We start from the raw sequence: 21,494 nt of genomic DNA, 5'->3' as shown, positions 1-21,494 counted from the left end.
CGGCCGGACCGCACCGCACACGGTCCGGCCGGCGCGCCCGGTACACGGCCGCCGTCCAGGAAGCGGCCGTCACCCCGGCCGGCCGGGCCGGGTCCCGCACCGCCCGGCCCGGCCTCTCGTCCCACCGACCGGCCGGGCCCCACGGCCTACCGCCCGGCCCTCTCCGCCCAGTCGCCTCCCTCGATCGTCCGGCCCCGGTCCCGCAGTTCGCGCGCGACACCCTCCGCGGCGACATACACCCAGGCCCGCACTGCCGTGCCGTCCTCGCCGATGACATCGCGCGCCACCCGCTCGTACAGATTGCGCGGGTGGCCCGGTGCGATGAACTCCTCCAAGTGGTCGAGCACCACGAGCAGCTCCCGGTACTCCCCCGGCGCCGCCGTCACCACCTCGCCGGCGACCGTGCCACCGGCGGGGTCCTCGACGGCGTACGGATAACCCGGCCCGTCGTACAGCAGCGCGCCCGGCAGGGTCGCGGGCTTCTCGGCGGCCGTGCGCCCGTGCAGAAAGGCGTCGTGGTTGTGCTGACCGGGGCGCAGCGTGCCGTAGACGAAGAACGGGAGCTCCACGGCGGTCATCGCGCGGCGGTCTCCGCCCGGACCCAGGCCGTGTACGCCGCGGAGCCGCGTACCACCGGCGTGGCGATGATCTCGGGCGTGTCGTAGTCGTGGGCCGCGATCAGATGGGCTTCGAGCGCGTCGTAGCTCTCCGGGGTGGTCTTGAAGAGGATCTGCCATTCCTCCGCGGTCTCGATCGCGTTCTGCCAGTGGTAGACCGAGGTGACGGGCGCGGAGATCTGCGCGCAGGCCGCCAGCCGTGCCTCCACCGCGCCCTGGGCCAGTTCATGCGCCTTCTGCGCGCTGTCTGTGGTGGTCAGCACGGCCAGCAGCGCCGGCGGGGCGGGCGGTCGGTCCACGGCTGGGACTCCTTCGTGGTGATCGGCGGATGCCGGGCCGGTAGGGCCCACGACGCCACCGTACGCAGGCCCCGGCCGCACGCCGCCCCCGGTGCGGCGAGCGCGCCCGGCCGGCGCCGACGGCACGGACGAGGCGCCCGCGTCACCCATTCGGTTCGGCCGGTGTCCCATGCCACCCGATCAGCCGCGCGCCAGGCGTTGACCTGCAAAAACGCTTTCTGTCCAGTGCGACACGCCATATCGACCAGGTGAATCTGATGGCTCATCAGCAGGCGCGACGGGCAGGTCGGCCCTTACCTCGGAAGAGGACGGCCCATCGCCCCACCCGCTTTCCGGAGGACTCCATGCGCAGCACGTCCCGCCTGCTCCCCGTCATAGCCCTGACTCTCGGCTGGACAGGCATCGGCGCCCTGGCTGCACACGCAGGGGACCGGGACGCGCTGGAGGTGTTCCCGTCACCGGCGAAGCCCGGAACGACGATCACCGTGAACACCACGGCGTGCGGCAAGGACGACCACGGGAAGAAGGACGACCAGGCGAAGGACGACCGCGAGAAGGGCGACCGCGAGAAGGGCGACCGCGGGAACGACGACCAAGCGAAGGACGATCGCGAGAAGAGCGACCGCGAGAAGGACGACAAAGCGAAGGACGACCGCGGGAAGAGCGACCGCGGCACAGGCGACGCGCGGTCGCTCGACGCCGGCGTGTTCCCGCTGCGGGCCGCCACCCACAAGGAGGTCTCGGTGGGCCAGTTCACGGTCCCCGACCACACCGACCCGGGCACCTACGAGATCAAGGTGCGCTGCAAGAACGGCAACAAGGCCAGTGGCGACCTGGAGGTGCGTGAGCACAGCAGGCCGAGCGGCCATGTCAGTACGGGCGTCGGAGGCAGCGTCGGCCCGGACACCACCCAGATCGCGGCGGGCGTGGCAGTGCTGGCCGCGACCGCCGCCGGCGGGACGCTGCTCCTGCGCCGTCGGGCGAGCGGCGCGCAGGACAGCTGACGGGCCGGTTCCACCGCCCGCACCGCCGAATCCCCCGCTCCCGTCCGGCCGATGACCGACGGGGGCGGGGCACTCTTTTCCCGGCGCCCGGATGCGCCCGGGCGCCCGATCCGCCCCGGCGCCCGGGCCCGGCCCTGGAGGCCGGGGATTCCCGGAGGCCGGAGGAAGGCGGCGAAGTGATGACGCGCAAGGGCAAGGGGTGGTGCATAGCGGTCGGCGTCTGCATCGGCCTGTGGCTCGTGCACAGCGGCATGCAGGGCATCACTCCGCCGATGCCGTCGGCGGCCGAGGCGTTCGCGGCCGGGCCGCGGATCCACACGGACGCCGCCGCCGACCCGCTGCCGCCGTCCGCACCGCTGCGCCTGCGCATCCCGGAGATCGACGTCGACGCCCCGGTCATGCGGCTCGGGCTGAACCGGAACGGCAGCCTGGCGGTGCCGCCCGCCGAGGACCGCAATCTGGCCGGCTGGTACAAGGACGGCACGGCGCCGGGCGCCAAGGGCACGGCGATCATGGCCGGCCATGTCGACAACGCGAAGGGGCCGGCCGTCCTCTACAACCTCGGCGCACTGAAGAAGGGCCACCGGATCGAGGTGGCCCGCGGGGACGGGCGGACCGCGGTGTTCACGATCGACGCCATCGAGGTGTACGAGGCCGACGCCTTTCCGGACGACAAGGTCTACGGGCCGAGCGGACGCGCCGAGCTACGGCTGATCACCTGCGGCGGCGGGTTCACGAAGGGGACCGGATACCGGGGCAACGTGGTGGCGTACGGGCACCTGATCGGAGTGCGCGGGAACGGTACCGCTCACAAATAGTAGCCATGGACATAGTATCCATGTACTGTATTCGCCATGAGCACGGAACCGAAGGGCCCTACGCCCGGCTATCTGGTCTGGCGGCTGTCGACGAAGTGGCGCGTCGCCGTCGACCGGGCTCTCGCACCTCTGGGGCTGACCCACGCGCAGTACACCCTGCTCGCCTCGCTGTACGGCATGCAGCGCTCCGGGCACAGCCCCAGCCAGCGCCGGCTGGCCGACCACACCGGTCTCGAGCCCCTGTACGTCTCCAAGCTGGCCCGCACCCTGGAATCCGCGGGGCTTCTGCGCCGCACGCCCGATCCGGCCGACACCCGGGCGGTACAGCTCTCGCTCACCCCTGAGGGCAAGGAGACCGCCGGGCGGGCCATCACGGTCACCCACGAACTGCTCGACCGCCTGCTGGCCCCGCTCGGCGGACTGCACTCCGGGCGCACCGAAGCGCTCACCCGCGAGCTGAGGCTGCTGCTCGACGCACCCCTCGACGCACCACCCGGCGCGCCCACGACACCGACTTCCACTTCGTCCGAGGAGTAACGATGTCCACCACCCCGACACTCAACAGCCAGATCGTCGGCCGGGCCCACTACGCGACGCGGGCCCTGCTCGACCGCGAACTGGCCCGTACCGGAAATACGTTCCTCCAGTCCATGGCCCTGAACGCCACCGCGAGCGAGGACGGCACCGCCGACGTGGACGCGATCGTGCACCGTCTGACGTCGACCCTGAAGATCGACGAGGCGGCGGCGCTCGCCACCGTGGCCGAGCTGACCGGCGCCGGGCTGCTCGAACCGGCCCAGGGCAAGGCGGGCCGCGTCGCCCTCACCGAGCCGGGCCGCGCCTTCCAGGCCCGGATCGCGGCGCTCGGCGCCGAGCTGGGCGCACGGGTCTACGGCGGCATCCCGGAAAGCGAACAGGCGATCGTCGCGCGGGTCCTGACCGAGATCACCGCACGGGCCGAGACGGTCTTCGCCGAGACGGCGAACGGCTACGCCTCCTGACCGAGGCCTGTCGGCGCCCGCCGGGTCAGTGAGTGCGCAGCAGCCCGGGCAGCGCCCGCATGTCGTCGAAGACCACTGTGTTCTGACCCTTGAGCCGGTGCGCCGGGGTGAGTCCTCCGCAGTAGCCGAAGGCACGCATCCCGGCGGCCCGGGCGGCCTGCACTCCGTAGGCACTGTCCTCGACCACCGCGCACCGCTGCGGCTCCACCCCCATGGAGCGGGCGGCATGCAGGAAGAGATCGGGCGCGGGCTTGCCCCGCGCCACATCGGCCGCACTGAAGATGCGCCCCTCGAAGTGTGCGCCCAGTTCGGTGATCTTCAGGCTGCGCCGGATGCCGTCATGGTGGCCGTTCGATGCCACACAGACGGCGGCGGTCAGGCCGGCCAGGGCTTCCACGATGCCGTCGACGGCGGTCAGTTCGGCGGCGAAGGCGGCGGCGTAGAGGTGCTCGTACCGCAGCTGCCAGTCCTTTTCCAGGCGGCGTCCGAGCCGCTGCTCCACAGCGGCCGTGTAGACCTCGGTGGAGGAGCCCACGAAATTCTCGATGATTTCGGCCTCGGTGAACGAGATCCCCAGATCCGCCATGATCAGCGCGTCCACCTTGACGCAGATCCGTTCGCTGTCCACGAGCACGCCGTCGCAGTCGAAGATCACCAGTTCAACGCTTTCCCGGGTCATTGCGGCAGCCTATGTACCGCCCGGGCAAGGGAGTTGGGTGGCCCCACCGCGCTGGGCACTCGCGGTGAGGCGTCCCCTCCGGCACCGCCGGGCACAAGCTGCAGCGGTGTGACCGACGCCCCCGCCCGCGCGCGGCCCCTAGGCCTGTCCGGGCGATCTTGTCGGGCCTGCGGCGACGGCTACGGCACCTCGCTGTGTTGTCGGAGTCACCCAAGTACGTCCGGTACGAGGGCGATCTCCCCCGGCCTCCGGGCGGGCGGTGCCCCAAACGCCTTGCGATGCTTCCCCTCGGCCCTGGCGGGCCCGGGGAGACCCCACGCCTCGGCCCTGGCGGGCCCGGGGAGACCCCACGCCTCGGCCCTGGCGGGCCCGGGGAGACCCCACGTATCTGACGCCGCAGGCCGATTCTCGAAGATCGCCCGGACAGGGCCTAGGCGGTCCACTGGTCGAAGCCCAGCTTCGCGACCAGCGAGAACACGACGACCAGCAGAACCCCGCGGACGAACTCGCTGCCCTTGCTCAGGGCCATCCGGGCGCCGATCATCCCGCCCGCCAGATTGAATACGGCCATCAGCGCGGCCGGCTGCCACAGCACCGTTCCCTGGTACGCGAACATCGCCAGCGCGCCGGCGTTCGTGCACACGTTGACGATCTTGGCGGTGGCCGACGCGGTCACCAGGTCGAGGTGGAGCACCGCGGTGAGCGCCAGGACCAGGAAGGTGCCGGTGCCCGGTCCGAACAGGCCGTCGTAGAAGCCGATCCCACCGCCGACCAGGACCACCGCCATGGCGGCACGGCTCCGGCCCACCTGCCGCCGGCCGGCGTCCGTCGCGGTGCCGAACGAAGGGCGCAGCATCACGAACGCGGCGACAGCGAGCAGCACCACCATGATCACGGGCCGCAGGACGTCGCTGCTGATCCCCGCCGCGAAGAACGCACCGCCCATCGAGCCGGCCAGGGCGGCCAGGCCGATCCGTACGGCGGTCCTCACCTGGACCGGGGTCTTGCGCACGTAGGTGACGGCGGCGCCCGTGGTACCGACGATGGCGACCGCCTTGTTGGTGCCGAGGATGTGGGCGGCGGAGGTGTGTGGCATTCCGAGCAGCAGGGCGGGCAGGAGCAGCAGTCCACCGCCGCCCACCACCGCGTCGATCCAGCCGGCCACCAGGGCGGCGAGGCACAGGAAGACGACTGTGGTCAGTGAGATGTCGGGCACGACGCGACCCTACGGACGGGATACATGCCCAGTCCAACGATCTGCCGAGTCTTGAGCGTCCCCTGAGGTTCGTGGGGCCCGTCGCCGCACGGCCCGCGGGCACCGGCCTCACAGGCCGGGCAGGGATGCGCTGAGGGCAAGGTTCCCCGTGGGAAACAGAAGGGAACCTGACGGGTAACACCGACGCCGCACGCTGCATGCATGACTTCGGAGATCGTGGTGATCGGCGGCGGGACGGCAGGTGCGCGACTCGCGCGCCAGCTGGGCGCGGGCGTTCGCGTCACCGTCCTCGGGGAGGAGCCGCACGCCCCGTACAACCGGGTGCTTCTCGCGGAGGTCCTCGCCGGGCGCTACGGCCCCGAGGTGATCGCCCTCCCCGAGGTACCGGTGCGGCGCGGCGTGCGCGCAGCATCCATCGACCGTGAGCGGCGCCTGGTGCACTGCGCGGACGGCACCCCGGTGCCGTACGACCGGCTGGTCCTGGCGACGGGATCGAACCCGGTGCTGCCGCCGCTGCGCGGCATCGGACCGGGGCTTCCGGAGGGCGTGCACCCCTTCCGCACCCTCGACGACTGCGCCGCGCTCTCCGCGGCCGTGGTCCCCGGAGTCCGGGCGGTCGTGGTCGGCGGCGGGCTGCTCGGTGTGTCGGCCGCCCGCGCGCTCGCCTCCCGCGGCGCGAAGGTCGTGCTGGCCCAGCAGGGCGAGCACCTCATGGAGCGGCAGCTGGACGTCTCCGCGTCCGCTCTGCTGCGCACGCATGTGGAGGCCCTCGGCGTCGAGGTGCACACCGAGTGCCGGGTGCGCGGGCTGCGCATCACCCCCGAGGGGGCGGTCAGCGCCGTGGTGCTCGCCGACGGCTACCCGCTGGACGCCGAGATCGTGGTGCTGGCCTGCGGGGTGCGCCCCCGGATCGGCCTCGCGGTGGACGCGGGTCTCACGGTGCGGCGCGGCATCGTCGTCGACGACGAGCTGCGCACCTCGGACCCGTACATCCACGCCATCGGCGACTGCGCCGAGCACGACGGCGTCGTCCACGGGCTTGCCGGCCCCGCCCTGGAACAGGCGGACGTTCTCGCGTCCCTCCTGAACGCCGAGGCCACGGACGGCGCCGCACCCCGCTATACCGGCACCCGGGCACTGACCCGGCTCACTCTGACCGCACCCGCACCGGCCGCCGAGAGCGACCGGCATCCGCACGGCGAGGCCGGACCGCTCGACCTGGCCGCGTTCGGCGACCCGACCCCCCGGCCGGGGGACGACGTCGTCCAGCTCACCGACGCCACCCGGGGCGCGTACCGCAAGGTCGTCGTCCGTGGGGACCGGCTCGTCGGCGGGGTACTGCTCGGGGATCTCGCCTCAGTCGGCGCGCTCGCCCGGGCCTGGGAGGGCGACGAGGCCCTGCCCGACTCCGTGCCCCTGCTGCACCTGCTCACGAATGATGGAGGCCTCTGACATGCCTGCGAAGTCCACCCCCACGATCGTGGTCGTCGGCCACGGCATGGTCGGCCAGCGATTCCTGGAGGCCCTCGCGGAGCGGGGGGTCACCGAGCGGGCGCGCGTCGTCGTGCTGTGCGAGGAGCCCCGGCCGGCCTACGACCGGGTCAAGCTCACCTCGTACTTCTCCGGGAACACTCCCGACGACCTGTCCATGGTCGAGGACGGCTTCATGGAGCGGCACGGCATCGAGCTGCACCTGGACGACCCGGCCGAGGCCGTCGACACCGCGGCCCGCACGGTCACCTCGCGGGCCGGCCTGACGATCGCGTACGACACTCTGGTGCTGGCCACCGGCTCGTACCCGTTCGTGCCGCCGGTGCCGGGCAAGGACTCCGAGGGCTGTTTCGTCTACCGCACGATCGAGGACCTGCTCGCGATCGAGGAGTACGCGAAGACGGCGCGCGTCGGCGCGGTCGTCGGCGGCGGACTGCTCGGCCTGGAGGCGGCGGGCGCGCTCAAGGGCCTGGGACTTCAGACCCACATCGTGGAGTTCGCTCCACGGCTGATGCCCGTGCAGGTGGACGAGGGCGGCGGCGCGGCGCTGTTGCGCACCATCGAGAACATGGGGCTGAGCGTCCACACCGGCGTCGGCACCCAGGAGGTCACCGCCGACGAGAACGGCACCGTGAACGGCATGGCCCTGTCGGACGGTTCGGTGCTCCCCGCCGACCTGGTCGTCTTCTCCGCGGGTGTACGGCCCCGGGACCAGCTGGCCCGCGACGCGGGCCTGGCCGTGGGCGAGCGCGGCGGCATCGTCGTCGACGAGCAGTGCCGCACCTCGGACCCGGCCGTTTTCGCGATCGGCGAGTGCGCGCTGGCTTCGGACGGCCGCGTGTACGGACTGGTCGCGCCCGGCTACGAGATGGCCGAGACGGCGGCCGCGGCACTGGAGGGCGACGTGTCGTCCTTCTCCGGCGCCGACACCTCCACAAAGCTGAAGCTGCTCGGCGTCGACGTGGCCTCCTTCGGTGACGCCCACGGTGCGGCCGAGGGCTGCCTCGACGTCGTCTACTCCGACTCCCGCGCGGGCGTCTACAAGAAGCTGGTCGTCGGCCCCGGCGGCGAACTGCTCGGCGGCATCCTGGTCGGCGACGCCGAGGCGTACGGCACGCTGCGCGCCTTCACCGGTGCGGTGCCGCCCGTCTCCCCCGAACAGCTGGTACTGCCCGCCGGCGCCGGCGCTCCCGTCGCGCTCGGCCCCGCCGCGCTGCCCGACGAGGCGGTCATCTGCTCCTGCCACAACGTCACCAAGGGCGCGATCCGCGGCGCGGTCACCGAGCACTCCTGCACGACCGTGCCCGAGGTGAAGAAGTGCACCAAGGCCGGTACGGGCTGTGGCAGTTGCGTCAAGGTGCTGGGCCAGCTGGTCAACGCCGAGCTGGAGGCGTCGGGCGTCGAGGTCGACAAGGGCCTGTGCGGCTGCTTCGGCCAGACCCGCCAGGAGCTGTACGAGATCGTCCGCGCGCTGCGCATCACCTCCTACCAGGAACTGCTGGACAGGCACGGGCGCGAGGCGGCCCGCGGCGGCAACGGCTGCGAGATCTGCAAGCCGACCGTCGGCTCGATCATCGCCTCGCTCGCGCCCACGATCGGCGCCTCCGGATATGTGCTGGAGGGCGAGCAGGCCGCACTGCAGGACACCAACGACCACTTCCTCGCCAACATGCAGAAGAACGGCTCGTACTCGATCGTGCCGCGCATTCCGGGCGGCGAGATCACCCCCGAAAAGCTCATCGTGATCGGCGAGGTGGCCCGCGACTACGGCCTCTACACCAAGATCACCGGTGGCCAGCGGATCGACCTGTTCGGTGCGCGCGTCGACCAGCTGCCGCAGATCTGGGCCCGTCTGGTGGACGCCGGCTTCGAGTCCGGGCACGCGTACGGCAAGGCGCTGCGGACCGTGAAGTCCTGTGTGGGACAGACCTGGTGCCGCTACGGCGTGCAGGACTCGGTCCGCATGGCCATCGACCTCGAGCTGCGCTACCGGGGTCTGCGCTCGCCGCACAAGCTGAAGTCGGCGGTCTCCGGCTGCCAGCGCGAGTGCGCAGAGGCGCAGTCCAAGGACTTCGGCGTGATCGCGACGGCGAACGGCTGGAACCTGTATGTCGGCGGCAACGGCGGCGCGACCCCGCGCCACGCCGATCTGCTCGCGCAGGACCTGTCCGACGCCGAACTGATCCGCCTGATCGACCGGTTCCTGATGTTCTACATCCGTACCGCCGACCGGCTGGAGCGCACCTCGACCTGGCTGGAGCGGATCGAGGGCGGCCTCGACCACATCCGTGACGTGGTGGTGAACGACTCGCTGGGCATCTGCGCCGAACTGGAGGCGCTGATGGCCGACCACGTCGCCAACTACCGCGACGAGTGGTCCGAGACCATCAACGACCCCGAGCGGCTGCGGCGGTTCGTCTCCTTCGTCAACGCGCCCGACGTGCCGGACCCCACGGTGAAGTTCGTGCCCGAGCGCGACCAGGTCAAGCCCGACCTGCCGCTGCTGTCCATCCGTCCGCTGGAAGAAGCCCTGGAAGGTACTGCCGTCCGATGACGATCGCCCCTGAGAAGACGGATACGCAAGTCCAGCTCCGCCTGGACGAGGACTGGCTGGCGGTGTGCTCGCTGTCCCAGCTCACCCGGGGCCGCGGGGTCGCGGTCCTGCTGCCCGGCGGCCGACAGGCCGCGGTCTTCCTGGACCGTGACGGCACGCCGTACGCCATCGACAACCGCGACCCGTTCGGCGGGGCCCAGGTCCTGTCGCGGGGACTGCTCGGCTCGGCCGCCGGCCGCCCGTTCGTCGCCTCGCCGCTGCTCAAGCAGCGCTTCGACCTGGAGACCGGGCGCTGCCTGGACGACGAGTCGGTGACGGTGGCGGCGTACGACGTGCGGCTGCACTGAGCCTGCACGCCCATCCGACTCCGCTCACGCGCCGCCTGTCTCTGCCCTGACTCTTCGCGGCGCGTGAGCGGCACCATCTGTGGCCCGGCCGGGCGGGCGTTCGTAGGCTGGACGGGGACACGCCTCGTCCACGAAGCGGAGGCCCTGCCATGACGGCCTGGCATGCCGGAGACATCCCCGACCAGCGCGGCCGCGTCGCGGTGGTCACGGGAGCCAACAGCGGGATCGGCCTGGTCACGGCCCGGGAACTGGCCCGGCGCGGGGCCCGGGTGATCCTCGCGTGCCGCAGCGAGGAGCGTGGCGCGCACGCGCTGGACCGTATCGCTGCCGACGCACCGGACGTCCTGGTGGAGGTCGGCGCGCTGGATCTGGCGGATCTGGCTTCGGTACGGCGCTTCGCGGACCGGTATCCGTACGACAGGCTCGATCTGCTGATCAACAACGCCGGGGTGATGGCCCTGCCCTACGGCAGGACGGCCGACGGCTTCGAACGTCAGTTCGGCGTCAACCACCTCGGGCACTTCGCGCTCACCGGACTGCTGCTGCCGAAGCTGCTGGACACCCCGGGAGCACGGGTGATCAGCGTCTCCAGCGTGGCGCACACGCTCGCCAACCTCGACATCGGCGACCTCAACAGCGAGCGCGGCTACCGCCGCTGGATCGCCTACGCCCGCTCCAAGACGGCGAATCTGCTGTTCGTGCACGAGCTGGCGCGCAGGCTCGGGGCGGCGGGCTCGGACGTGGTGGCCGCCGCGGCCCACCCCGGCTATGCGGCGACCAATCTCCAGACCGCCGGCCCGAAGATGGAAGGCCGCAGGGCAGCCACCCGGATCATGGAGTTCGGCAACCGGCTCCTCGCGCAGCCCGCCGAGTCCGGCGCGCTGCCGACGCTGTACGCGGCGACGGCTCCCGGCGTGGAGCCCGACTCGTTCACCGGGCCGCGCCTGCTTGGCTGGCGCGGCGGGCCGGCCCCGTCCATCCGGGCCGGCTGGACCAGGAACGACGTGGCGGGCGAACGGCTGTGGGCGGCCTCGGAGCAGCTCACCGGAGTGACGTACGGGGGTCTGGCGAGCCCGGAGCCCGGCACCGGGGCCCTGCCGGGCTGAGTGCCTGCGTCACCGCCCCTCGGCCATCGCCTTCCTCGCCGCGTCCTCGTCCATCCACATGACCTCCCAGTTGTGGTGGTCGGGGTCCTGGAAGGACCGCTCGTACATGAACCCGTAGTCGTGGGGGTCGTTGGCGGCCGTGCCGCCGGCGGCCAGGGCGGCGTCCACGAGCTCGTCGACCTTCTCGCGGCTCTCCGCGCTCAGACAGAGGATGACCTCGGTGGAGGTGGCGGCGTCCGTGATCTCCTTCTTGGTGAATTCCTTGAACTTCGGCTCGGTGAGCAGCATCGCGAAGATGGTGTCGCTGATGATCAGGCTGGCGGCGTTCTCGTCGGAGAAGTCCGGGTCGAAGGAGTAGCCCAGCTCGGTCCAGAACGCCTTGCTGGTCTCCAGGTCGCGCACGGGCAGGTTCACGAAGATCATCTGGGGCATGGCTGCCTCTTCTCATCCGTAAGGGGTGTTGTGCAGTGCGTTCCATGTGATGGACGGGGAGCGCGGGCCATACTCATCGCTGTCCCGGGAAATATTTCTCCGCAGCGGCGCAGCAGTTGCCCAGGCGCCGGGCACGAGCCGGGCACCGAGCATCACGGAGCACGACGATGGCCGACATCCGCAGCCTGCAGGACGCCGTGGCGGACCTCGTCCACGACGGCGACACCCTTGCCCTGGAGGGCTTCACCCATCTGGTCCCGTTCGCCGCCGCGCACGAGGTCATCCGCCAGGGCATCACCGATCTCACTCTCGCCAGGATGACCCCGGACGTCGTCCACGACCAGCTGATCGGCGCGGGACTGGTGAGGAAGCTGATCTTCTCCTGGGGCGCCAGCCCGGGCGCCCGCTCGCTGCACCGGTTCCGGGACGCGGTCGAGAACGGCTGGCCGCGCCCGCTGGAGCTGGACGAGCACAGCCACGCGGGCATGGCGAACCGCTATGTGGCGGGAGCGTCCGGACTTCCCTTCGCGGTGCTGCGCGGCTACCGCGGCTCGGGGACCGCCGCCGGATCGGACACGATCGCCGGCATCACATGCCCTTTCAGCGGCGAGGAGTTGACGGCTGTGGCGGCGCTCAACCCGGATGTCACGATCATCCACGCCCAGCAGGCCGACCGGTCGGGTGCGGTGCAGCTGTGGGGTCCGACCGGGGTGCAGAAGGAGGCCGTGCTGGCGGCGAGCCGCGTGCTGGTGACGGTGGAGGAGACCGTCGGTGAACTGACGCCGCGGCCGGGCGCGGTGGTGCTGCCCTCCTGGGTGGTCCATGCGGTGTGCGTGGTGCCGGGCGGCGCCCGTCCCTCGTACGCCGCCGGGTACGGGCAGCGCGACAATGCCTTCTACCCGGCCTGGGACTCGATCTCCCGGGACCGGACGGCGTTCACCGCATGGCTCGCGGACCTCAACGGCTGAGCGAGCGCGCGAGGCGTGCCGATCCGGCCACAATGAAACCGGTGTTGAGCGGGATTCATCTGGACGCCACTGTGACGCCGGTGGTCGAAGCGGCCGGCCGGGACGTGCGGGTGCGCCGGATCGATGGAGGTGACAGCGGTGCGGACGGAGCGGGATCCGGCTGCCGTGCACGTACGCAAGGCCGTCGGACCCCACGGTCGTCACCGCACGCACATGGCTGAATGCAGTCGACGTCTCTGCTTCATCGGTTGTTGACGTGCCGTCAACTCGTGCCTCCTAGGTTCCGGAAGCGCGCGACCCCATGGCGCCGGCCGGTGCCACGGGGCGGTCACCACCCTCCTGGAGTGACAAGTGGAACGACGCAGTTTCCTGCGCGGAGCGGTCATCGGCACATCGGCCGCCGCCTTCGGCGGCACCCTGTGGCAGGGCGCCGCGACGGCGGCTCCGGCACAGCCCGGCCCCGGCCCGTACGGTGCGCTCGGCTCGGCCGACGCCAACGGCATCCAGCTGCCCAGCGGCTTCACCAGCCGTGTGATCGCCCGGTCCGGCCAGGTGGTCTCCGGCACCTCGTACACGTGGCACAACGCCCCCGACGGCGGCGCCTGTTTCGTCGACGGCTCCGGCTGGATCTACGTGTCCAACTCGGAGATCAACCCCGGTGGCGGCGCAAGCGCCGTCAAGTTCAACTCCTCCGGCACCGTCACCGGCGCCTACCGCATCCTGTCCAACACCCGGCAGAACTGTGCCGGTGGCGCCACTCCGTGGAACACCTGGCTGTCGTGCGAGGAGGTCAGCCTCGGCTACGTCTACGAGACCAACCCCTTCGGAGGCGCCGCCACGCGCCGCGACGCCATGGGCAGGTTCAAGCACGAGGCGGCGGCCGCCGACCCGGTGCGCCAGGTGATCTATCTGACCGAGGACGAGTCCAGCGGCTGCTTCTACCGCTTCATCCCCAGCACCTGGGGGAACCTCTCCTCGGGAACCCTCCAGGTCCTCATGGCCGGCACCGCCACCTCCGGCTCCTTCACCTGGCAGACCGTCCCCGACCCGGACGGCTCCCCGACCGCGACCCGCAACCAGGTGTCCGGTTCGAAGAAGTTCAACGGCGGCGAGGGCTGCCACTACGCCAACGACACGGTCTGGTTCACCACCAAGGGCGACAACCGGCTCTGGCAGCTCAATCTGGCGAGCAGCACCTATGAGCTGGCCTACGACGACTCGCTCGTCGTGGGCGGCGGCGCGCCGCTGACGGGTGTCGACAATGTCACCGGGTCCTCGTCCGGCGATCTGTTCGTCGCGGAGGACGGCGGCAACATGGAGATCTGCATCATCACGCCGGACGATGTGGTCGCGCCGTTCCTGCGGATCAGCGGCCAGTCGGGCTCGGAGATCACCGGTCCGGCCTTCTCGCCGAACGGGCAGCGGCTGTACTTCTCCAGCCAGCGCGGCACGAGCGGCAGCTCGTCCGGCGGCATCACCTACGAAGTGACCGGTCCGTTCCGGGCGTAGGCCATGGCCTGAGGGGTGGCGCCGCCGCGCAGCAGGGCGGCGCCCAGCGGAGTGAGCGTGTGCAGTACCGCGTTGCCGTGGCGCAGGGTCACCACGAGCCCGGCCTCGCGAAGGACGGCGGCGTGCTGGCTCGCGGAGGCCAGGGACACCCCTGCCCTGCGGGCCAGCTCGCTGGTCGTACAGCCGTCGCGGATGGACTGGAGCACCGCGGAGCGGGTGTGGCCGACCAGCCGGCCGAGCGAGGGGGCCACGGCGTCGCCGAAGGCGGGCTCGCAGCCGTGGGACACCGGATAGACCAGTACCGGCGGCAGCGCGCTGTCGCGGTAGACCACCGGGGTGCCGCGGCAGAAGAACGAGGGCTGGAGCAGCAGCCCCCGTCCGTCCAGACGCAGTTCGCGGTCGACCGGGTAGTCGGCCTCCAGCACCGGGGCACGCCAGCGCAGCACCGGCGGCAGTGAGGCGAGCAGCTCCTCCGCACCGCCGTCGAGCAGCGCCCGTCCGCGCACCGCCCGGTCCGCCTCCACCCTGGCCTGGACATGCGGCCAGTACGGCTCGACCGCGGCCTTCCAGTAGGCGCGCAGCGCCCCGACGAGCCGCGCGAGCGGCTCGCTGCGGCCCTCGGCGAGCGCGACGAGCCGGCTGGGCAGCACGCGCAGCGCGGAGCGGTGGGCGGCCGCGAGGGCCAGCTCGGTGTGCAGCCGCGCGGGCGGTGTGGCACGCAGGGCCTCCAGACCCGCGTCGAGCCCGTCGCGGGTCTCGGGCGGAGTCAGAAAGTCCGGGAAATATCCATGCTGCGGAACCAGCGCGGCCAGCAGCCGTGTTTCACCTTTCAACCGGGTGCGGGCTTCGGAGCGCCATTCCCCGAACACCAGGGCACCGCGCCGGTCACGCAATCGGTGAAAACTGAGAATCGATTCCCACAACGCGTCCGGCCTGGCCGCCATCCTGACTCTGGCCAAGTCGTCCGCATTGAAATGAATACGAAGCACCGAACCCCCACTGTTGCATCCGCAATCGCCCCCGCCACTGAGTATGCATGCAGTCACGGGACGTTACCACGGTGTTTCAGCCACAGTTGAAAGCCCTCGCGGGCCTCGGGGGGCAACCGAAAAGCTGTACGACGTCGAGCACGAAACCTTCTGTCACCGAAGTGACGCAGCGAGGACCGTGGGGGGCTTTGCGCGTCCGGCGGCGGTGGTGGAGGTTGCGGCTCCGTGTTCGGCACGGGTAATGGGGCGTGGCTCGCGGGTGGGGATCCGCGGGCCGCGTCCCGCCCCATTCTTTGCGCAGTGAATGGCAGAAATTCGATTGCTGTTAAAGGTACGTGTCGGATCCATTGCTGGTCCGTGATTCAACGGCGGACCGCCCACCCGGTAAATCCCGGCCCCGAGGCCGGGAACAGCCGCAGCAGCCGGCCCGATGCGACCGGAGGCGTCCGAAGCGGCCGGAGACGACCCGGACGAGAGCATGCGGAAGGGGCGGGCGCCCCGCACAAGGCGCCCGCCCCTTCCTGTTTCGTGCTCCGGAACCGTCACCGGGGCACCGGTGAGGGTCAGGTGGTACCGGGTTCCGGAGGGCAGGCCCCGGAACCCTGCGACGGCTCCGGCGTCCTATCGGGAGTCGCTGCCGCTCGACTGGGCCGCGGCGCGGCCCGCCTCCAGGCGCGCCACCGGGATGCGGAACGGCGAGCAGGAGACGTAGTCCAGGCCCACCTCGTGGAAGAAGTGCACCGACTCCGGGTCACCGCCGTGCTCACCGCACACGCCGAGCTTGAGGTCGGGCCGGGTCGCCCGGCCGGCCGCGACCGCGTTGCGGACCAGCGAGCCGACGCCGTCCTTGTCGATGGTCTCGAACGGGCTGACGCCGAAGATGCCCTTCTCCAGGTACGCCGTGAAGAAGCTCGCCTCCACGTCGTCGCGGGAGAAGCCCCACACGGTCTGGGTCAGGTCGTTGGTGCCGAAGGAGAAGAACTCCGCGGCCTCCGCGATCTGTCCGGCGGTCAGCGCGGCGCGCGGCAGCTCGATCATCGTGCCGAGCGCGAGCTTCAGCTCCACACCCGTCGCCGCCTGGACCTCGGCGATGACCTGTTCGGCCTCGTCGCGGACGATCTCCAGCTCCTGCACGGTGCCGACCAGCGGGATCATGATCTCGGCCCGCGGGTCGCCCTTGGCCTCGATGCGCTGTGCCACGGCCTCCGCGATCGCCCGCACCTGCATGGTGAACAGGCCCGGGATGACCAGTCCGAGGCGCACGCCACGCAGACCCAGCATCGGGTTCTGCTCGTGGAGCCGGTGGACGGCCTGCAGCAGGCGCAGGTCGTTCTCGTGCGGGTCCTTGCGGGCCTCGGCGAGCGCGACGCGCACCGACAGCTCGGTGATGTCGGGCAGGAACTCGTGCAGCGGCGGGTCGAGCAGACGGACCGTCACCGGGAGGCCGTCCATCGCCTCGAACAGTTCGACGAAGTCCTTCTTCTGCAGCGGCAGCAGTTCCCGCAGCGCGGTCTCGCGCTCGTCGTCCGTGTCGGCGAGAATCAGCTTCTCGACCATCTCGCGGCGCTCGCCGAGGAACATGTGCTCGGTGCGGCACAGGCCGATGCCCTGCGCGCCGAACCGCCGTGCGCGCAGCGCGTCCTCGGCGTTGTCGGCGTTCGCCCGTACGCGCAGCCGGCGTACCCGGTCCGCGTAGGCCATGACCCGGTGCACGGCGGCGACGAGCTCGTCGGCGTCGTCGGCGCCCGCGTGCATCCGGCCCTCGAAGTACTCGACGACCGGGGAGGGCACGACCGGCACCTCTCCGAGGTAGACCTTGCCGGTGGAACCGTCGATGGAGACGACGTCGCCCTCCTCGACGACGGTGCCGTTGACCGTCATCCGGCGGCGCTTGGTGTCGACCTCGAGGTCCTCGGCGCCGCAGACACAGGTCTTGCCCATGCCGCGGGCGACGACGGCGGCGTGGGAGGTCTTGCCGCCGCGCGAGGTCAGGATGCCCTCGGCCGCGATCATGCCGTCCAGGTCGTCCGGGTTGGTCTCACGGCGGATCAGGATGACCTTCTCGCCGGATCGAGACCACTTGACGGCCGTGTACGAGTCGAAGACCGCCTTGCCGACCGCGGCGCCCGGGGACGCGGCGATACCGCGGCCCAGCAGCTCCGTCTTGGCCTTGTCGTCGAAGCGCGGGAACATCAGCTGCGCCAGCTGCGCGCCGTTGACGCGCTGCAGCGCCTCTGCCTCGTCGATCAGACCCTGGTCCACGAGCTGGGTGGCGATACGGAAGGCGGCACCGGCGGTGCGCTTGCCGACGCGGGTCTGCAGCATCCACAGCTGGCCGCGCTCGATGGTGAACTCGATGTCGCACAGGTCCTTGTAGTGCGTCTCGAGGGTCTCCATGATCTGCATCAGCTGGTCGTACGACTTCTTGTCGATCTTCTCGAGATCGGCGAGCGGCACGGTGTTGCGGATACCGGCGACGACGTCCTCGCCCTGGGCGTTCTGCAGGTAGTCGCCGTAGACGCCCTGGTGACCGGAGGCGGGGTCGCGGGTGAAGGCGACGCCTGTGCCGGAGTCCGGGCCGAGGTTGCCGAAGACCATGGAGCAGACGTTGACGGCCGTGCCCAGGTCGCCGGGGATGCGCTCCTGGCGGCGGTAGAGCTTGGCGCGGTCGGTGTTCCAGGAGTCGAAGACCGCGTGGATGGCAAGATCCATCTGCTCGCGCGGGTCCTGCGGGAAGTCGCGTCCGGCCTCGGTCTTGACGATCTTCTTGAACTGCTTGACCAGCTTCTTGAGATCAGCCGCGTCGAGGTCGGTGTCGACGGTGACCTTCTTGGTCTCCTTGGCCGCTTCGAGGGCCTCCTCGAAGAGCTCGCCGTCGACGCCCAGCACGGTCTTGCCGAACATCTGGATCAGACGGCGGTAGGAGTCCCACGCGAAGCGCTCGTCGCCGGCCTGCGTGGCGAGCCCGGTCACGGACTCGTCGGAGAGGCCGATGTTGAGGACGGTGTCCATCATGCCGGGCATCGAGAACTTCGCGCCCGAGCGTACGGATACCAGCAGCGGGTCGTCGGCCTGGCCGAGCTTCTTGCCCATCGCCTGCTCGAGGGCGTCGAGGTGAGCGGTGACCTCGTCGCGCAGCGCGGTGGGCTCCTGGCCGCTCTCGAGGTAGACCTTGCACGCCTCGGTGGTGATCGTGAAGCCGGGAGGGACGGGAAGGCCGAGGTTGGTCATCTCGGCGAGGTTCGCACCTTTACCGCCGAGCAGGTCCTTGAGGTCCTTGTTGCCCTCGGTGAAGTCGTAGACGAACTTCTGATCTTTGTTTTCCGACACGGGTCTCGACTCCTCGAGGACTCGGTGGCTGCCCTGACGGCGAGGAACATACCCAGATCGAAGGCACCTGGGTACGTCCACTTGCGCGTCATACGGCCTTAACCACTCGTCCGCCACCAGATCACAGGTGACCGCAGTCCGCACCTGGAACGGGTTTTCCGTTCATCCTCCGAAGGCCACTTGACCGAACCAAGGCCATACTCGCTCATCTGAGCAACTTTCACGGCAAGTGAGTTCAGGAGTTGAACACTCAAAGGGTGGCACTGAGTGCCACCCTTTGAGAGGTGCAATGACCCTCGATCCGCTCATCTGAGCGCCTCCCCTATCAAGGGTGGCGAGAATCACGCCGCAGGAACGGGCCGAATTCCAGCATCCGGTACACGATCCGGACTCATCCGCCCGACGTGTCCAGTTCCGCGTCCACGCTGACAGCCGCGCAGTCGTACGGGTCCTTCAGCCAGCCGTCCGGCAGCACGACACGGTTGTTCCCCGACGTACGCCCCCGCGGCCCGTCCGCGCCCACCGGCCACGGCTGGTCCAGATCGAGCTCGCTCAGCTGAGCGGCCAGCTCGTCCAGCGACGAGGTGATCGCCAGCTTCTTGCGCATCTCCGAACCGACCGAGAAGCCCTTGAGATACCAGGCCACGTGCTTACGGAAGTCGATCACTCCCCGCGTCTCGTCGCCGATCCATTCCCCCAGCAGCCGGGCATGACGCACCATGGCGTCGGCGACCTGGCGCAGCGAGGGGCTCGCGCCGTATCCGTCAGCGGCTCCGCCGGGGGCACCTTGGCCCTCGAAGGCGGCGACCAGATCCCCGAACAGCCACGGCCGCCCCAGACAGCCGCGCCCCACGACCACACCGTCGCAACCCGTCTCGCGCATCATCCGCAGCGCGTCACCGGCCGACCAGATGTCGCCGTTCCCGAGCACCGGAATCTCGGGGACGTGTTCCTTCAGGCGCGCGATGGCGTCCCAGTCCGCACTGCCGCCGTAGTGCTGCGCCGCCGTGCGCCCATGGAGCGCGATCGCCGTGACACCCTCCTCGACCGCGATCCGGCCCGCGTCGAGATAGGTGATGTGGTCGTCGTCGATGCCCTTGCGCATCTTCATCGTGACCGGCAGACCGCCCGCGTTCGAGACCGCTTCGTTCAGGATCGCGCGCAGCAGCGGCCGCTTGTACGGGAGCGCGGAACCGCCCCCCTTGCGGGTCACCTTGGGCACCGGGCAGCCGAAGTTCAGGTCGATGTGGTCGGCCAGGTCCTCGTCCGCGATCATGCGAACGGCCTTGCCGACGGTGGCCGGGTCCACTCCGTACAGCTGGATCGAGCGCGGAGTCTCGGTCGCGTCGAAGTGGATCAGGTGCATCGTCTTCTCGTTGCGCTCGACCAGCGCCCGCGTGGTGATCATCTCGCTGACGAACAGCCCCTTGCCCCCGCTGTACTCGCGGCACAAGGTGCGGAACGGCGCATTGGTGATGCCGGCCATGGGCGCGAGCACCACCGGCGGCTGCACCATGTGGGGGCCGATCTTCAGCGTCGGGGACGCCGGGGCCGTGGCAGGTGCAGCCGGCACAGCGGGCTGGGCGAGCGTGGTCGACGGGGCAGACGTGGTCATCCGCCCATTGTCGCGCACTCGCCGCGCCAGGAGTCAGCCCTACCGGCCCGGCGATCAGTCAGCCGTACTATGCGTGCATGCCGGAGCTCAGTCCCCGCAGGCGCATGCTGGTGCTGGCGATCTGCTGTATGAGCCTGCTCATCGTCAGCCTGGACAACACCATCCTGAACGTCGCCCTGCCCTCCATGCGCGACGAACTGGACGCTTCGGTCGCCGGAATGCAGTGGACCGTCGACGCCTACACCCTGGTCCTCGCCTGCCTGCTGATGCTCGCCGGATCCACCGCCGACCGCATCGGCCGCCGCAAGGTCTTCCAGGCCGGGCTCGTCGTCTTCACCGCCGGGTCGGTCCTGTGCTCACTCGCCCCGAACCTCGAGTCGCTCGTCGTCTTCCGCATGGTGCAGGCCGTCGGGGGCTCCATGCTCAACCCCGTCGCGATGTCGATCATCACCAACACCTTCACCGAGCCGCGCGCGCGGGCCCGCGCCATCGGGGTGTGGGGCGGAGTGGTCGGTATCTCGATGGCGGCCGGGCCACTCATCGGCGGTCTCCTCGTCGACGGGGTCGGCTGGCGCTCGATCTTCTGGATCAACGTTCCGGTGGGCCTCGCGGCCCTGCTCCTCACCTGGCGTTACGTGCCGGAGTCCCGCGCCCCGCGGCCCCGCCGCGCCGACCCGGTGGGCCAGCTCCTCGTCATGGCGCTCCTCGGCTCACTGACGTACGCGATCATCGAATCGGACCCCCTCTACGCAGCCGTCTCCGTCCTCGCCCTGACCGGTCTGCTGCTGTACGAGCCCAGACGCCGCGAACCACTGATCGATCTGCGCTTCTTCCGCTCCGCGCCGTTCAGCGGAGCCAACCTGATCGCGGTGTTCGCCTTCGCCGCGCTCGGCGGCTTCCTGTTCGTCACCACCCTCTATCTGCAGGATGTGCGCGGCCTCTCGGCGCTGGACGCCGGTCTGTACATGCTGCCCATGGCCGCCATGACCTTCGTCTGCGCACCCCTGTCGGGCCGGCTGGTCGGCACCCACGGGCCACGGCTGCCCCTGCTCGTCGCCGGCACGGCCATGACCGCGAGCGGCCTGATGTTCGCCGCGTTCGAGGCGGAGGCCACCGCGACCGGGCTGTTCACCGGCTTTGTACTCTTCGGTCTCGGCTTCGGCCTGGTCAACGCCCCCATCACCAACACCGCCGTGTCCGGGATGCCCCGCACCCAGGCAGGTGTCGCCGCCGCGATCGCCTCGACGAGCCGCCAGACCGGCCAGACCCTCGGCGTGGCCGTCGTCGGAGCCGTACTCGCCGCCGGAGTCTCCCCCTCCTCACCCACCGACGGGTTCGTCGACGCGAGCCGCCCCGCGTGGTGGGTCATCACCGCATGCGGGCTGGGCATCCTGGTGGCCGGGGCCCTGACCAGTGGCCGGTGGGCCCAGCAGACCGCTCAGCGGGCCGCCGAACGGCTGGAGCCGGCTACGGAGCAGCCGCTGCCCGCCTCGCGCTGACAGCGCGTGCCGGACCGGCT

At 70.7% G+C, this 21,494-nt stretch carries 19 protein-coding genes; 11 read left to right on the top strand and 8 right to left on the bottom strand.

Going from position 1 to position 21,494, the window contains the following annotated elements; genetic code table 11:
- Positions 1-146 precede the first annotated feature (146 nt).
- Both ABZ208_RS32915 and cutA read right to left on the bottom strand, forming a co-directional pair.
- Positions 147-578, bottom strand: coding sequence for a gamma-glutamylcyclotransferase family protein (locus ABZ208_RS32915; RefSeq protein ID WP_356913110.1), 432 nt, complete (start codon positions 576-578; stop codon positions 147-149).
- Positions 575-916, bottom strand: a complete 342-nt coding sequence (cutA, locus tag ABZ208_RS32910) for a divalent-cation tolerance protein CutA (RefSeq protein ID WP_356913109.1) — start codon at positions 914-916, stop codon at positions 575-577. The genes ABZ208_RS32915 and cutA overlap by 4 nt, the downstream gene beginning before the upstream one ends.
- Positions 917-1,260: 344 nt before the next feature.
- Between cutA and ABZ208_RS32905 the strand changes: the two genes are divergently transcribed.
- The 4 genes from ABZ208_RS32905 to ABZ208_RS32890 all read left to right on the top strand — a co-directional run bounded on the left by ABZ208_RS32905 (position 1,261) and on the right by ABZ208_RS32890 (position 3,739).
- Complete coding sequence (locus ABZ208_RS32905) at positions 1,261-1,920, top strand: hypothetical protein (RefSeq protein ID WP_356913108.1); 660 nt, start codon at positions 1,261-1,263, stop codon at positions 1,918-1,920.
- A gap of 179 nt (positions 1,921-2,099) precedes the next feature.
- Positions 2,100-2,738 carry a class F sortase gene (locus ABZ208_RS32900; RefSeq protein WP_356913107.1) on the top strand — a complete coding sequence of 213 codons (639 nt, stop codon included), beginning with the start codon at positions 2,100-2,102 and terminating at the stop codon, positions 2,736-2,738.
- 36 nt (positions 2,739-2,774) lie between these two features.
- Positions 2,775-3,275 carry a MarR family transcriptional regulator gene (locus ABZ208_RS32895; RefSeq protein ID WP_356913106.1) on the top strand — a complete coding sequence of 167 codons (501 nt, stop codon included), beginning with the start codon at positions 2,775-2,777 and terminating at the stop codon, positions 3,273-3,275.
- Between the two features lie 2 nt (positions 3,276-3,277).
- Complete coding sequence (locus tag ABZ208_RS32890; RefSeq protein ID WP_356913105.1) at positions 3,278-3,739, top strand: hypothetical protein; 462 nt, start codon at positions 3,278-3,280, stop codon at positions 3,737-3,739.
- 25 nt (positions 3,740-3,764) lie between these two features.
- On the opposite strand, the gene ABZ208_RS32885 is transcribed toward ABZ208_RS32890, so the two are convergent.
- Complete coding sequence (locus tag ABZ208_RS32885; protein ID WP_356913104.1) at positions 3,765-4,418, bottom strand: HAD family hydrolase; 654 nt, start codon at positions 4,416-4,418, stop codon at positions 3,765-3,767.
- A gap of 430 nt (positions 4,419-4,848) precedes the next feature.
- Entirely contained in the window at positions 4,849-5,634 is a 786-nt protein-coding gene (locus ABZ208_RS32880; RefSeq protein ID WP_356913103.1) for a TSUP family transporter, read from the bottom strand.
- A 201-nt stretch (positions 5,635-5,835) separates the two neighbouring features.
- Between ABZ208_RS32880 and ABZ208_RS32875 the strand changes: the two genes are divergently transcribed.
- The 4 genes from ABZ208_RS32875 (at position 5,836) to ABZ208_RS32860 (ending at position 11,132) form a co-directional block, all read left to right on the top strand.
- On the top strand, positions 5,836-7,086 hold the full coding sequence (locus ABZ208_RS32875; protein WP_356913102.1) for an FAD-dependent oxidoreductase: 1,251 nt from the start codon (positions 5,836-5,838) through the stop codon (positions 7,084-7,086).
- 1 nt (position 7,087) lies between these two features.
- The gene (gene nirB, locus ABZ208_RS32870) at positions 7,088-9,679 is read left to right on the top strand and encodes a nitrite reductase large subunit NirB (RefSeq protein WP_356913101.1); all 2,592 of its coding nucleotides are present in this window, start codon (positions 7,088-7,090) and stop codon (positions 9,677-9,679) included.
- The gene (gene nirD / locus ABZ208_RS32865; RefSeq protein WP_356913099.1) at positions 9,676-10,026 is read left to right on the top strand and encodes a nitrite reductase small subunit NirD; all 351 of its coding nucleotides are present in this window, start codon (positions 9,676-9,678) and stop codon (positions 10,024-10,026) included. The genes nirB and nirD overlap by 4 nt, the downstream gene beginning before the upstream one ends.
- Before the next feature lie 149 nt (positions 10,027-10,175).
- Positions 10,176-11,132 (top strand): oxidoreductase, encoded by a 957-nt coding sequence (locus ABZ208_RS32860; RefSeq protein ID WP_356913097.1) that lies wholly within the window; start codon positions 10,176-10,178, stop codon positions 11,130-11,132.
- A gap of 9 nt (positions 11,133-11,141) precedes the next feature.
- On the opposite strand, the gene ABZ208_RS32855 is transcribed toward ABZ208_RS32860, so the two are convergent.
- Positions 11,142-11,564: a VOC family protein gene (locus ABZ208_RS32855; protein ID WP_356913096.1), complete on the bottom strand. Its 423-nt coding sequence runs from the start codon at positions 11,562-11,564 to the stop codon at positions 11,142-11,144.
- Between the two features lie 167 nt (positions 11,565-11,731).
- Here ABZ208_RS32855 and ABZ208_RS32850 point away from each other — a divergent pair, with 167 nt between their 5' ends.
- Both ABZ208_RS32850 and ABZ208_RS32845 read left to right on the top strand, forming a co-directional pair.
- The gene (locus tag ABZ208_RS32850; protein ID WP_356913095.1) at positions 11,732-12,532 is read left to right on the top strand and encodes a CoA-transferase; all 801 of its coding nucleotides are present in this window, start codon (positions 11,732-11,734) and stop codon (positions 12,530-12,532) included.
- Between the two features lie 351 nt (positions 12,533-12,883).
- Positions 12,884-14,041 (top strand): alkaline phosphatase PhoX, encoded by a 1,158-nt coding sequence (locus ABZ208_RS32845; RefSeq protein WP_356913094.1) that lies wholly within the window; start codon positions 12,884-12,886, stop codon positions 14,039-14,041.
- Here the strand turns inward: ABZ208_RS32845 and ABZ208_RS32840 are convergent.
- From ABZ208_RS32840 to dusB, 3 genes are all read right to left on the bottom strand, one after another.
- On the bottom strand, positions 14,011-15,030 hold the full coding sequence (locus tag ABZ208_RS32840) for a winged helix-turn-helix domain-containing protein (RefSeq protein WP_328400825.1): 1,020 nt from the start codon (positions 15,028-15,030) through the stop codon (positions 14,011-14,013). The two genes, ABZ208_RS32845 and ABZ208_RS32840, sit on opposite strands and share 31 nt — an antisense overlap.
- A gap of 621 nt (positions 15,031-15,651) precedes the next feature.
- Positions 15,652-18,360, bottom strand: coding sequence for a pyruvate, phosphate dikinase (gene ppdK / locus ABZ208_RS32835; protein ID WP_356913093.1), 2,709 nt, complete (start codon positions 18,358-18,360; stop codon positions 15,652-15,654).
- Between the two features lie 391 nt (positions 18,361-18,751).
- Positions 18,752-19,876, bottom strand: coding sequence for a tRNA dihydrouridine synthase DusB (dusB, locus tag ABZ208_RS32830; protein WP_356913112.1), 1,125 nt, complete (start codon positions 19,874-19,876; stop codon positions 18,752-18,754).
- Between the two features lie 176 nt (positions 19,877-20,052).
- Here dusB and ABZ208_RS32825 point away from each other — a divergent pair, with 176 nt between their 5' ends.
- A complete protein-coding gene (locus ABZ208_RS32825) occupies positions 20,053-21,474 on the top strand; it encodes an MFS transporter (protein ID WP_356913092.1) in 1,422 nt (473 codons plus the stop codon).
- Positions 21,475-21,494: the final 20 nt, after the last annotated feature.

It is taken from the genome of Streptomyces sp. NPDC006208 (genome assembly GCF_040613775.1).
GTDB lineage: Bacteria > Actinomycetota > Actinomycetes > Streptomycetales > Streptomycetaceae > Streptomyces.
Note: the sequence above shows the minus strand (reverse complement) of the source record. Positions and strands in the feature narration are given on the sequence as shown.